This window comes from Bremerella volcania (genome assembly GCF_007748115.1).
Taxonomy (GTDB): domain Bacteria; phylum Planctomycetota; class Planctomycetia; order Pirellulales; family Pirellulaceae; genus Bremerella; species Bremerella volcania.
Map to the genome: position 1 here is coordinate 748290 of NZ_CP036289.1, position 13911 is coordinate 762200.

Below are 13911 nucleotides of genomic sequence, written 5' to 3' on the forward strand. Positions count from 1 at the left end.
TCTAAGATTAAGTAGGAATCAGGTCTCGAAAGGTAACGGCGGAGGATCCGACTCCGCAGCGCGTAATGCGCTCGGTTAACTGGCGTAAATCGTCGGGGGTGTCGACGGTCATCCGGATGGAACTTACGTCTTCGTCCAGGGAGATGTTCTCCCAATGAATCGAATCGAGATGCTCATAAAGCACTTTGGTGACGTGTTCCAGTTCGCATTCTTCGGCCAGAGGCATCATTCGTTCCAAGGTGGACGTGCGAACGATTTCGCTACTGATCCCGTAGGGAAACGAACGCGGAACCAGGTTCGTCACCAGATCGAGCTGTTTGGTTAGGCAGACGTCGATGGCGCGCCTAGTCAAGGACTCGTCAAACAGAGGGCTGTCTCCATTGACTCTGGCGAACCACTGCCAGCCTTGCGACTTCGCAGCGCTGATGGCTCGATGGCAAACGTTGTTGAGATCTCCGCGGAAACAGGGAACTTGATATTCTTCACAAAACCGAGTGATGTCGTCGTCGATCGTCCGATCCGAAGTCGCAACGACGATCTGCTGTTTCGGAAAGCAATGTGTCAGACGCTCAAGCAGGTACCCCAGCATCGGCTGTCCCATAAAGTCCGTGAAGACTTTCCGAGGAAACCGTGTCGAGTCGGTCCGTGCCAATACCACGGCACCTACCTGGGACGGAGGCGAGTCGTTCATCGACTTATCGCTCTCCTATGCCGGCGGTAATTTCAATCAAGGTCATGAGGTACCAGGGGTGTCTTTAAGGAATGGCTGCTTTGGTTTTTGGCGATTTCAGGAGGCTTTCACCTGGGAGGTCTTGTGCCTGCGTGAACCTGTTCGGCACGCTGCACGGTCCACTTCTGGGGGCAAAGCACCGGTGGCCGCAACTCAAACGACTGATGAAACTGGCCATGGTCGTCATGCTCCAGGTCGATGTTGGGGATGATCTCGATCTGCCCGACTGGGGTCCAGGAAAGCAAATCTCTTCGCATCCCTGCTCCGCGAAGCTGAAGCAGCAGATCGTACGTGCCTGGGAGCAAGGGGAGGGACTCGATATCGCACGAAACAGAAATCTCTTCGCCCTGGTCAACCGATACATTCATTCCGTTGTAAGAGGTATTGAGTTCGCAAAGGGCGTTTCCGCGCTGGGCGATGCGTGCCGTTAATTGGAGGTTGGGAATGGGGGAATCGGCCCCGATCTCAAACTTCAAATGGAAGTGGGACGAAAAGCGGACACGACGATCAACGCTGACGGGCGTGTCGTTCAATGAAATCGAGCGAACCTCGACACCGAGTTTCCCCTTCACAGGCAAGTGGTAAAGATCTCCCTGGTCGGGAGACATGTAATCGTTGAGGACTGATTGCGGGTCACCATCGCCGTGGACGGATCCGTCTCGGAGCCAGATGCATCGCGAGCACATTTGCTTGACGGCACCAGCGTTGTGGCTGACAAAAAGAATCGTGCGTCCCTGCTGGGCGATGTCGGACATCTTGCCCAGGCACTTCTTCTGAAACTCGTGGTCCCCCACCGCAAGGACTTCGTCCACGATGAGGATTTCAGGTTCTAGAAAAGCGGCAACCGCGAAACCAAGTCGAACCTGCATGCCTGATGAGAAACGCTTGACCGGCGTATCGAGAAACTTTTCCGTGCCTGAGAACTCGACGATTTGATCAAACTTCCGCTTCACCTCGGCCTGCTTCATGCCGAGTACAACGCCACTGAGATAAATGTTCTCTCGCCCAGTCAACTCGGGGTGAAAACCGGTACCGACCTCCAGCAGCGAACTGATTCGGCCTCGAACGCCAAAGCGCCCTTCGGTTGGCTCGGTAATCCGAGAGAGGACCTTCAGAAGCGTGCTCTTGCCGGCTCCATTTCGACCGATGATGCCAACGACTTCCCCTTCCTGGATGTCGAAGTTGAGATCGCGAAACGCCCAGAATTCAGAGAGTGACGGACTATTGGCCTGCGTGTTGGAGTTTCGACGAGCGCCGATGAATCGAGCGGGGGCCGTGATTACCGATTGCGCATAGCCAGCGATCAATTCGGTCAGCCGATGACCGGATTGCTGGGTGCCAATCTTGAACTTCTTTCCCAGTCCTTCGACTCGGATCGCTGGTTTCTGCATTTAGATTCGATCCGAAAATAAACGTTCCATCCGTCGGAAGTAGATCATGCCTCCGATCAGGATGGCAAACATACAACCAAGAGAGATGGCCATGGGGGCTAGCGCCGGCGGAGTAGTGCCCAGCAGTGCCCAGCGGAAGCCTTCCAACGCACCGACCATCGGGTTCAGTGAGTAAAGCCATCGCCACTGGGGAGAAACCATCGAGGCATCATAAACGGTGGGACTCGCCAGTAAGCCAATCTGGAGCATAAAGGGAACGAGGTATTGAACGTCCCGATAGATCGCGTTGAGGGCTGACAACCACAACGACACGGCCAGCGAGCACACGACGACGATCACGATCATCAGCGGCAAGAGAAGTATCGCGACGGTCGGAACGACCTGGTACCACATCATCACGAGAAGCAGCATGCAAAAAGCGATACTGAAATCGACCAAGGCCACCGCAACGGACGAGAGCGGCAAAATGATCTTCGGGAAATATACCTTGGTCACCAGTTGCTGATTGATCACGATGGATTGGGTGCCAGAAGTTACCGACGAGGCAAACAGTTGCCAAGGAATCAAACCGCATAACGCGGTGATTGCGTAGGGAAGGCCGCTATCGGATGGCTTCCCTCCGGAAATGCGGAAGAAGAAAGCGAATACAAGCATCATTGCCAGCGGCTGAATCACTGCCCAAGCAATGCCAACGAACGTCTGCCGATAACGGACCTTCAAGTCGCGTAAGGCAAACATCCAAATCAACTCGCGAAACCGCCAGACTTCCTGAACGTCGATCAAATCCCACTGATGACGAGCACCGTGATACTGAAGGTCGTCCTGTACTTCGCCAGAAGCCATAGTCACCAAGTGTTACCAAATCGCTAGGTCCTGTTCTGACTTACCAGCAGGCAAGCTGTGCAGGGATTCAAACAACTGAGTTTACGTGATAATTATTAAGAATTTGTTAGCTCAGTGATGGCGAGGTGTGAATATAGATGGCCGTGACTGGGAATTCGAGTTCGCCAATACTTGGCAGGATTGAAGCGGTTGAAGGGATGGAGATTGAAATGTAAGTAGCTATTGATAAAAGGCTTGAGGTTTTTTGTGTCCGCAACTGGACTTCATTCGACTTGCCCGGGAATCGTGCTTTCGCGATCGAGTAGTGTGCCTTGTCTCTGTTAATGATAGGTAAATGCCGATTTGCCGCGAGGCTTATACGCCGCGCCTGATTTCACTTCAGATCGGAAATAACGGCGAGCTAAAAGGCCCTTATTCATTGGACGCGTTGACCTTTTCATCCCTTAAGCCTGGCGATGTTTTGTACTTGGCCGTTTTAGCCTTAAGTGCTTGCAGTAAAACATCTTGGGCTGATTTTGGACTGGGTTCTTTCGGGAAAGAGGATAGTTTCTCGATTTTCTGGCGAGAATTGGTTGGTTTCAGGATGACTCAAGTAGGTAAGGCCAAGGCGGAGTGCTCGTGAGAATCACCAAGCAGAATGAAGAGTTTGTTCGGCTGTATGCCAGGGACGAAGGTCGCTTGCGGCGATACGTTTGCGCACTGGTGCCGGTAATGGCGGATGTGGACGACATTTTGCAAGAAACGGCAATTGCGTTGATGCGGAAGTTCGATCAGTACGATTCAACTCAACCATTCTTCAATTGGGCTTGCCGGTTCGCTCTGTTCGAGGTGCTTCAGCATCGAAAGCGAGCCAAGACACGAGGCCGTCATTTCTCGGACGAAGTCGTCGAGGCAATCGCGGCCGAGTATCAGGAGCATCAGCAGTTGTCGGAACAGCGAAGAACGGCCCTCGACGCATGTCTTCGCAAGCTAGGAGACCAAGATCGACGTTTGGTTGAATTGCGATACTTCAGTGAAGAAACGGTGGAAAGCCTGGCGCAGAGAATCGAGGAGCCTGTGGCGAAGCTATATCGCTCATTGGCTCGGATACGGTATTTGCTGGCCACCTGCGTACATAAGTCGCTAGCCGCGGAGGGCACCCGATGAGTGAAGACAACAATAACAATGAACGCCAGGTAAGTGATCTCGTCGCGGCTCTTATCGATGGATCGATGACCGATGAGCAGTTTAATCGGCTCGACCAACTGCTTAAAGAAGATCCCGCAGCGAGACAGCTTTACCTTGACGCCTTGCAAATCCATGAGGACTTGCCGGAAATTGCTTTTTCGGCGAGCGAAAGTCCATTGGCGGAACTCCCAACACGAAGCGCTGGAGCAAACGCCCAGCGCCAGTCAGGCGTTGCCCTCTGGCAATCGGGATTGGCTGTCGCCATTTTGCTGCCGATCGCTTTTTTGGTGGGAGCGATGCTTCCGTGGAGAGCAAGCCCCGTGGCTCAGAACTCGCTCTCCCGAGTAGAGAACTCCCGATCGATGCGACAACCGAAGCAAGTTGATGGTGTTCAATTTGCCAATCTGTCACATGCTCGTTTCTTCGGTGAAATGCCACCGAAAGTCTTTTCTTCGCCGATACATCAGCGCGACTACGTGTTAATGGAGGGAATGGTCGAACTCGCTTTTCAAAAGGGCGCTTCGGCAATTATTGAAGGCCCGGCGGTGTTTCGTGTGGAATCGAACGAGAAACTGGCTCTTGATATCGGTCGCTGCAGTGTCCACGCTCCCGATGGCGCCGAAGGCTTTCAGGTAGAGACCCCGGAGGTGAATGTCGTCGACCGAGGCACGCGATTCTCGGTTCATGTGCTGGAAGACAATGCTACCGAGGTTCAAGTCGTTGAAGGTGCGGCGGATATTTACGGAAAAGAGAAATCACCCAAGAGTGATGTTGACGGGGAGCTTTCTGGGTTACGTCTCAACTCGACGGACGCTCGTCGGTTTTCGCACGTAGGCCCTCAGGTCGCAGTCGCCGTTCCCTTCCAGGCCGATCAATACAAGCGGCATTTACCCGATCGCGTCGTTGCCTATGAAGCGACGCTGTCTGAAGATGGTCGCGCCGATGAATTGGTCAGAGTTCAGGTTCAACGCGGCGGGAAACGGTATCACTACGCGGTGGAAGATCTCATCGGTTCCCAGGTAACTCATTTCCATGCCCAGGAGAGCCACGGTTATCTGATCGGGGATAGCCAGCTTCCGGCGGTCCACGGCAGTTTCGCCTCCGATCGAAGCATCCGTACCGGCATCATCAATATTGGCGGAAGCCGGCAGCCGCTGACTGAGAGTCCTAATCTGGCCGTCGATGATGAAGCAGGGCAATTTGGTACGCCTGGAATGGCGATCCGGTTTGATGGGCCTGTTAAGAACGGTCCCGGCGCCGACGTTGTATTCTTCGAGCTTCAAATGTTCTCGAACCCGCTTGTTGGAGATGCGTTTCACGTCAGCCCCCTCGAGTTTCGAGATGGCTTGCATTCGCACACGATAACCTCCTACGACTTGACTTTGGAATCGCCGGAAGCTTTGCAAGTGAGGACACTCTTCCTGCAAAAGTTTGAGCAGGTTCCCCGTTCCCTTACCCAGTTGGAAGCGTTCCCATCGACCCCTGTGGTTCAGGCCGTCAAATTTCACGCGATTGCCGTGGGAATTGACCTATCCGATCTCGGTTACGAAGAAGGGGCTCTTGTGGATGGATTGTTTTTCCAAGATGCGTTGAATGATGACGACATCGTCGATCCAACGTTCATCGCGGGTCTTCCCGAGGTTGAAAGTTAAGAAGAGTCATGCCTGATTACCCCTAATACATTCTTTTTCTCGATTCCTTTTCTCGTCACGAAAGCATTCCGTTTATGTCCCTATCACTCTCTCGATCACGCCAGGCTGGTTTCACGCTTGTCGAGTTACTTGTCGTCATCGCCATCATTGGGATTCTCATCGCTCTTTTGCTGCCGGCCGTGCAACAGGCTCGCGAGGCAGCTCGTCGTATGCAATGCTCGAACAACCTGAAGCAGATGGGGCTTGCCTGTCACAACTATATGGACATCAGCCAGGGAAGCTTCCCGCCGGGTTCTTATTACAAACTGCAATCTGGTCAATGGGACTCGCATGGCTGGGCCGTGGCCATTTTGCCGTTCATTGAACAGAACGCCTTGTACGATCAGTACAACTTTTCATTGAATCCCCTGGCTGCCGCGCATCAAGACATCCGTCGAACCGTTGTCGATGGGTATATCTGCCCCAGTTTCAATGGCGCTCCCAAGAACAGTTCGAGTTCACTTTTTTCCGATGGAGCGTTGTTCACTTACCAAGGTATCGCCGGCGTCTACTTCAATGATTCTTCCCTCGATCAAAACCTGCCGGGCAACGCCGGGCATGGGATGATCACGTCCAACGGCGTCTTCCGAATCAATGGCGAACGCCGCGCCGCCGATATCGTGGATGGGTTGAGCAATACGATCATGATTGGCGATTTCACGCACAGCGACCGCACTGGCGTGAATAGCGGATTTCCCGGCAACGTGAGAGTCTGGATCACTGGAACGACGAGCACCGTCAACGGCGCACTCTATAACGTGAAGATCATCTACGAGGACACGATCAATTCCCGCCGTGATCGAAACGATGGGATTGCGTTCAATCACCTTCCATTTACCAGCAAGCATCCCGGTGGCGCTAATTTTGCCGCGGCCGACGGCAGTGTTCACTTCCTGCCGGAAACCATCAATTTTGATGTTTACCGGACGGTTGCGACGATCAATGGCGGTGAGACGCACTCCATCCCTTAAGCCTACCTGGTGGATCACCACCCTAATGAAAACCTTCACCATCGTAATTCATCGATGGTATTTGGAGATGAATATGCGTTTTTTCAGTTTCCTGTTTCTGGCTTCGGCCAGTTTGATGCTCTGTTCTGGTTGCTTCGGGGAGAAGGGATTGGAGACAGCACCGGTGACCGGCGTTGTCACCTACAACGGTAAGCCACTTCCCTATGGACGAGTGAGTTTCCGACCTCAGGCTGGATCACCAGCAACCGGAGAGATCCAATCGGATGGCAGTTTTTCGCTATCGACGTACGGAAACGGTGATGGGGCCATCGTTGGTAAGCACCAAATTGCCGTCACCGCAACCGAAGCCGATGCCGGTACCATGGCCGAGACCGCCGCGAATACCGAGATGGCGGTTCCCAAGTCGATGATTCCGAAGAAGTACACCAGTTTCTCCACCAGCGAACTTACGGCCGAGGTCGTATCCAATGGTGACAATCAATTTACGCTGGAACTGAAAGACTAGCGTTCTACTTCCTGCCACGCCTTGCCCGCCAACAACCACATCCCACCATGAAGACGATTCCGGAAGGCCATCCCATGAATCTTATCCGTCCAATCTTAGTTCCCTGCCTGCTGTTGGTGACATGGAATGTAACTATTGCGTTCGCGGAAGAACCTGCCGCGAGCTGGGAGTTTGGTACTGAAGAAGAGACACCCCTGCGATCCGTCGGAGGTGTCCATCGCGATGTGCCTGGGCCACGTCCGCCGAGCTTTCCCGACTTTCCAGTCAACAACACAGCCGTCGAGTTTGATGGAAGTGGTTCGCGATTTGTCTTTTCCGATCCAGGTAAACTCAGCCCATTTGATTTTACCAACGGAGACGAGATTACCTTAGAAGCCTGGGTGAACGTCCGTGATCTGCGTGAAGGAGAAAACACGTATGTGATTGGCAAAGGCCGAACCAATCGAGCCGGATTCGCACGGGACAATCAGAACTGGGCACTCCGCATCCGACGCCTTGATGGCAAGGCATGCGTGAGTTTTCTTTTCGCCACGCCGAATTCCACGGAAGGTCAAGGTCATTGGCATCGCTGGACGTCTCGCGAAGGTTTTATCCCTCGTAGTGGCTGGCACCATGTTGCGGCTACCTACCGGTTCGGAGAACCCAAGAGCGTAGGCACATGGATCGACGGACAGAAGGTCGACGGCTTTTGGGATATGGGTGGGCCAACCGAGGACGCCCCGATTGTCGACGATGATGAAATCTGGATTGGTTCATCGATGGGGGGAGCACCCACGACGAGCTTCCGAGGAGGGCTGGATTCGATTGCCATTCATCGCGAGATTCTCAGCGATGAAACGCTCAAGAAGCGTTTTCGGTATGAGGGCAAGCGAACGATCATCGGGCCGGCGCCGGAGACCATGCCGGAACTAGGTTTTATTCCCCCCAATGAAGTTCAGGTGACCTTTCACGATGACTTTCCTGCTCACGACCGCTGGCTGATGACGGATGAATCCTTCCCGGAAGTTACGGCACGATGGACAGGCAAGTCCTTCCTGCTCGATCAACTTCCGGTACGGTACGACGACTGGGGAATTCGCACGGCCTGGAAAGCGCCTGTCGTCATTCGCATGGCAGGCAATGTGATGCTCCCGCAAGGCAAGCACACATTGCTTCTGCGTGCCCGGGGTATGTCGCGGGTTTGGGTGGATGGCAAATTGATTGCGAAAACCGCACCGCTTTCCGGATCGCCGGATGGAGAAGAGCCGATCACTCCGGTCTCGCCGCCGCCTGCTCCGGGACATCGTCCGAAGTGGCATCGTTGCCAGGAAGTGAAGGCGTCCGTTTCGGCTGAGAAGTCAGGCCCGGTCCGGGTAGTCGTAGAAGCGATCGCTGGGGGCAAGCGTTTCCGAGCCGAGCCTGGTGAACTGACCGTGGCGATCAGCACCGATGGTGAAGAGACCTTTTCGATTTTGCGACCAGTAAATCTTGCGAGTGATCCGCTTCCTCTGACGGATTCCGCCGTCGAAGCAGAACTTGATCGCATTTCGGCTTCGATGACCCGACTCAATGATCGAAATCGTCACCTCGCATCTGCCATTCAGGATCAGCGATGGGAGCAGCGGCACCGGATGGGCCGAGACTGGGTTGACCAGAATCCGCAGCCAGGCATTCCAGCGACATCGGCTGGTGTGAAACACCCGATTGATGCTTTCATTGTTGCTTGGATTGAAGAGGTCAAGGCCGCCAGCGGTGACTCGCCCATGGACGAATCGGATCACTTTCACTCGAAGGTGCTTCCCATTCTTCGCAGCGAGTGTTTTCGTTGTCATGGCGAGAAGGACAAGGGTGGTCTCTCATTGAATGATCGTGAGTTGGCGGTGCTGGGAGGTTTCTCAGGCGAGCCGGCAATCAAGCCGGGCGATCCTCATGCCAGCCAAATGATCACTCGCATGCGAAGCAAGGATGAAGACACGCGAATGCCACCGACGGGCAATCCAGTGTCGGAAGAGAAAATTCAGATACTCGAAAAGTGGATTACCGATGGGGCGAAGTGGCCGCAGCCCTCGCTGGCTGAAGATCGCACCACGCGAGCTTCCATTGTCAGTGACGCGGCGTTTATTCGACGGGCATACCTCGATACGGTCGGTGTCGTTCCATCTGAGGCCGAAGTGAGTGCGTTCCTGAAGGACGCCTCTCCAGACAAGCGAGAGAAGCTGATCGATCGCTTGCTTGCCGATCCTCGTTGGGCCGACCACTGGGTCAGTTACTGGCAGGATCTACTGGCCGAGAATCCGACGATGATCAATGCTACCCTCAACGCCACCGGTCCGTTTCGCTGGTTCCTGTACGACTCGCTTGTCGATGATAAGGGAATCGACCGGATGGTCACCGAGCTGATGATGATGCGAGGTAGTGGCCCCGAAGGGGGCAGCGCTGGTTTTGCTCAGGCAGCCCAGAACGACGCCCCACTGGCCGCCAAGGGACACGTCGTCGCGAGCGCCTTTCTGGGGATTGAAATGCAATGTGCGCGTTGCCATGACTCCCCCTATCACTCCACGACTCAGCGTGATCTTTATTCTCTTGCCGCCATGTTTGCTCGTAAGTCGGTGACGGTACCCAAGTCGAGTACCGTGCCGCCTGGCTTCTTTGAGGCCAAGGAGCGTGATTCCTTGATCAAGGTCACCCTCAAGCCAGGCGAGCCCGTCACGCCGACGTGGCCCTTCGCCGAGTTGACCGGGGCAGATGACAACGAACAACTCTGGACCCTGATGCAGAACAAGGAGGACAGTCGCGAGAAGTTGGCAACGTTGATCACGGCACCACAGAACACGCGGTTTGCCCAAGTGATTGCCAATCGCGTTTGGCGCCGGCTGATTGGCGCCGGTCTGGTTGAATTGCCGCACGACTGGGAAGGGAATCCTCCGAGTCATCCCGAGCTTCTCGAATGGTTGGCGAAAGAGCTTGTTGCCAACGACTATGACGTCAAGCACCTGGTGAAAGTCATCATGACCTCGGAACTCTATCAGCAAGAGGCGATTGGCGAGAATTTGACTGCGGAACCCTCTCAGCGTCTGTTCAACGCTCCGGAGCGCCGCCGCATGACGGCCGAGCAGATTGTCGATTCGTTGTATGCCGCAACGGGACGTGAAATGGACGTCGAAACGATGACGATCGATCCTGATGGACGCCGCGCGGCAGGCAGTCGGAATAACTTCGGCACGCCGCATCGCAGTTGGATGTTCGTGAGCCTCTCGAACGAACGCGATCGGCCAAGTCTTACCTTTCCGTACGCGGCAATGGTTACCGAAGTACTGTCGGCGTTTGGATGGTCGGCCGATCGCCAGGCACCCAAAACCGATCGCGAAACCGATCCGAATGTTCGCCAACCTGCGGTGATGGCGAACAGCAACTTGACGATCAACTTGACCAAAGCCGCGGATGGCTCTGCCCTGGCTGACCTGGCCGTCAATGCGAAGTCGGTCGATGCCCTGATCGATTCCGTGTTTCTGCGGTTTCTGAGTCGATACCCAACGGATGAGGAACGCTCGTTATTCCACGAGCGACTTTCCGAGGGCTTTGCTGATCGACTCGTTCCGCCGAGTGAAGTGGTCCAGCCGGAACCATGGGAGCGTTTGCCTCAGGTCACATGGTCGAATCACCTACGATCGGAAGCGAATACGATTCAACAGCAACATGCCCAGCGTGTTCGCCAGGGCCCGCCTGCCGATCCGCGTCTTCAATCGGACTGGCGAATGCGCTACGAAGACTTCGTCTGGAGCGTCGTGAACCTCAAGGAATTCGTTTGGATGCCCTAGTGCTGTTAATGCACGGCGTATTCCTCCTGCAAAACAGTTGAACCCGATACAAGGATATTTTCAATGAATAACTCAGCACTAAACCGACGCGAGTTTCTGGCGACTGGTGCCGCTGCCGCAAGCGTGGCAGCGACTCCAGTGTGGGCTTCGTCCGAGGGCCATCGCATCCAAGGCCAGGCCGAGCACGTTATCTCGATCTGGCTGGGCGGAGGGATGGGGCAGATCGATACATTCGATCCCAAGCGGAAGGGAGATCCTGCCAAAAAACAGGCCGGTTCGTACTACGACTCGATTCCCACCGCTGTCGATGGCGTGGAACTTTGCGAGCACTTGCCGAAGGTTGCTTCGATCATGGACCGTATTACCGCGGTTCGCACGGTGAACCACTCGGTGATTGATGAGCATGCCGCGGCTACCAACTGGATGCATGTCGGCCGCCCTGTGAGCGGCACGGTTGTGTACCCATCCCTTGGTTCGATTATTGCTCACGAGCGAGGGGCCGTTTCCGAGGCGGCACCTCCCTACGTGCTCATTGGATACCCCAATAGTTCGCGTGGCCCGGGTTTCCTGGGGGCACAGCATAGTTACCTGTATCTTACCGAGACGGGACGTGGGCCGGCTGGTCTATCTCGCCCCGATGCCATCACGCCAGAGCGGCAGCTGCGCCGTGAGAAGTATCTGACGGCTCTTCGTGGCGTTCAGCCCAAAACGATGGATGCTCGCCTGCGTGACTACGAAGCAGCAGCTGAGTTGAGCCTGCGATTGAGCGGACCGGAGTTCATGAAGAGCTTTGCCCTGGATAGTGAGCCAGCCGAACTGCGGGAAAGCTACGGTGGCGAGTTCGGCCAACGATGCCTGCTTTCGCGTCGACTCGTCCAGAGGGGCGTACGATTCATTGAAGTATCTCACAACCTCAATTTCCTGAACGGGGCAGGGTGGGACGTGCACAATCGAGGCATCCTCGATCAGCACAAGTTGATTCGTGAAATGGACGATGCCGTCTCAACACTGATTCTCGACTTGGAGAATCAAAAGCTGCTGGACAAAACGCTGGTGGTAATCACGACCGAGTTCGGTCGACCTCCCCAATTCGATGGCGGGGGAGGACGCGGACATCAAAGTTCGGCATTCACCTGCGTGCTGGCCGGTGGCGGCCTGAAGCATCAAGGGGCATACGGCGTAACGGACGAGCTTTCGCAGAAGATCGTTTCCGATCCGGTCTCGGTGCCTGACTTCTTTGCGACGATCCACGCTTCGCTGGGGATTGACTATGCGAAGTCCCTCTATGACGGAGACCGGCCGGTACCCATCACCGATGGTGGTAAGCCAATTGCCAAACTCTTTGGGTAGTTGGTGCCAGCTCTCTCAGCAGTTCCATAAGATGAGCCCAGGTTCTCGGTGGCCTGGGCTTCTTATTGATTGTCTCGCAAACATTGTAGAGCGTGATTAGACTAAAGAGCCCTCTGATAACCTACCTCGATGGAACCTTTCCCATGAAATCTGCACTGGCCACGTTGGCACTTTGTTTTGTTGCTCTTGTCCCCACGGTCACTACTGCGGAACCAGCCTACCACGTGGTTCAAGCCGAGCTTGTGAAGCCTCGCGATGGATTGGGCAATGTGCTGGCAAAACTTGAAGCGGGCCAGACCGTTCGCGTTGCTTACCTGGGTGGATCGATTACGGCAGCCAACGGATGGCGTGTTAAGACGACGGCCTGGCTGAAGCAGAAGTACCCCCAGGCCACGATCGAGGAGATTCACGCCGCGATCGGTGGGACCGGGAGCGACTTGGGAGTGTTTCGCTTAGAGCGGGATGCCTTGCGGCATAAACCGGATCTTCTATTTGTAGAGTTCGCCGTGAACGATGGTGGGGCACCGCCGGATCGTATCTGGAAGGCCATGGAGGGGATCGTTCGTCAGACCTGGGCGGCCAATCCCAAAACGGATATCTGTTTCGTTTATACGTTTCGTGTGAACTACGAAGAACCACTTCGAAAAGGCGAATGCCCTCAGGCAGCCTCTGCCATGGAATTGTTGGCCGACCACTATGGAATTCCGTCGGTGAACTTCGCGAAGAAGATCGTGGAATTGGAATCGGATGGCAAGCTCATCTTTCAGAGCGACGAACCCGAGGACGGTAAGATTCAATTTTCAAAAGATGGCGTTCATCCTTTCGATGCTGGTCACGAGATTTATACGGAAGTGCTGGCCGATGCGATTGAGCAGATGGCAGCCAACGCCCATCCCGTGGATCATCGGGCCAAGCTTAAGGACTCGTTTATCAGCGACCATTGGCAAGCCGCGAAAATGGTGCCGATCAGTTCGGACATGCTCAGCGGAGACTGGAAAGCACTAGCGGAAGATAGCACGCTTCAAAAGCGGTTTGGTAACCGAATGGGCCAGATCTACGAAGCAGCCGAGCCAGGCAGCAAGTTGACGTTCCGCTTTAAGGGGTCGTCCGCCAAATTGTACGACTTGCTCGGCCCCGATGGTGGTCAGGTTGTCATTACCGTTGATGGCAAGCCCCGCGAGAAGCCAGTGCCACGATTCGATAGCTACTGCACCTACCACCGCATTGCCACCCTTTCCCTGGCCGGTGATCTCGACCCTGAAAAGGTTCATGAGGTGACGATCGAGATCCATCCCGATCAGCCTGATCGGCAGCCGGTTGCGTTCCGCCTGAAGAACCCAGAAGAGGAATTGAAGACGCCCAAGTACCAGGGTACGAATGTGCGTGCCAGTCAGATCCTCGTGCTGGGAGATATCGTCCCCTAGGAAGATTTTTGATTCGGCGAATGGGACAAACGCCGCTTGAGA

General features: G+C 54.9%; 11 protein-coding genes. 8 read left to right on the top strand and 3 right to left on the bottom strand.

Going from position 1 to position 13911, the window contains the following annotated elements:
• Positions 1-7: 7 nt before the first annotated feature.
• The 3 genes from Pan97_RS03095 to Pan97_RS03105 form a co-directional block, all read right to left on the bottom strand.
• A complete protein-coding gene (locus tag Pan97_RS03095; protein WP_144970646.1) occupies positions 8-691 on the bottom strand; it encodes a cytidylyltransferase domain-containing protein in 684 nt (227 codons plus the stop codon).
• A gap of 107 nt (positions 692-798) precedes the next feature.
• Positions 799-2121 (bottom strand): ABC transporter ATP-binding protein, encoded by a 1323-nt coding sequence (locus tag Pan97_RS03100; RefSeq protein ID WP_144970648.1) that lies wholly within the window; start codon positions 2119-2121, stop codon positions 799-801.
• Entirely contained in the window at positions 2122-2964 is an 843-nt protein-coding gene (locus tag Pan97_RS03105) for an ABC transporter permease (protein WP_241676400.1), read from the bottom strand.
• Positions 2965-3298: 334 nt separating this feature from the next.
• On the opposite strand from Pan97_RS03105, the gene Pan97_RS03110 reads away from it, so the two are divergent.
• From Pan97_RS03110 to Pan97_RS03145, 8 genes are all read left to right on the top strand, one after another.
• Positions 3299-3586 carry a hypothetical protein gene (locus Pan97_RS03110; RefSeq protein WP_144970652.1) on the top strand — a complete coding sequence of 96 codons (288 nt, stop codon included), beginning with the start codon at positions 3299-3301 and terminating at the stop codon, positions 3584-3586.
• Positions 3583-4110, top strand: coding sequence for a sigma-70 family RNA polymerase sigma factor (locus Pan97_RS03115; protein ID WP_165698586.1), 528 nt, complete (start codon positions 3583-3585; stop codon positions 4108-4110). Before Pan97_RS03110 ends, Pan97_RS03115 begins: the two co-directional genes overlap by 4 nt.
• The gene (locus tag Pan97_RS03120) at positions 4107-5783 is read left to right on the top strand and encodes a FecR domain-containing protein (protein ID WP_144970656.1); all 1677 of its coding nucleotides are present in this window, start codon (positions 4107-4109) and stop codon (positions 5781-5783) included. Before Pan97_RS03115 ends, Pan97_RS03120 begins: the two co-directional genes overlap by 4 nt.
• 74 nt (positions 5784-5857) lie before the next feature.
• Positions 5858-6793 (top strand): DUF1559 domain-containing protein, encoded by a 936-nt coding sequence (locus tag Pan97_RS03125; RefSeq protein WP_144970658.1) that lies wholly within the window; start codon positions 5858-5860, stop codon positions 6791-6793.
• Positions 6794-6860: 67 nt separating this feature from the next.
• A complete protein-coding gene (locus Pan97_RS03130) occupies positions 6861-7298 on the top strand; it encodes a hypothetical protein (RefSeq protein ID WP_196782267.1) in 438 nt (145 codons plus the stop codon).
• A gap of 74 nt (positions 7299-7372) precedes the next feature.
• Entirely contained in the window at positions 7373-11095 is a 3723-nt protein-coding gene (locus tag Pan97_RS03135) for a DUF1553 domain-containing protein (protein WP_144970660.1), read from the top strand.
• Positions 11096-11158: 63 nt separating this feature from the next.
• On the top strand, positions 11159-12445 hold the full coding sequence (locus Pan97_RS03140) for a DUF1501 domain-containing protein (RefSeq protein ID WP_144970662.1): 1287 nt from the start codon (positions 11159-11161) through the stop codon (positions 12443-12445).
• 143 nt (positions 12446-12588) lie between these two features.
• Positions 12589-13869, top strand: coding sequence for a GDSL-type esterase/lipase family protein (locus Pan97_RS03145; protein ID WP_144970663.1), 1281 nt, complete (start codon positions 12589-12591; stop codon positions 13867-13869).
• Positions 13870-13911 lie beyond the last annotated feature (42 nt).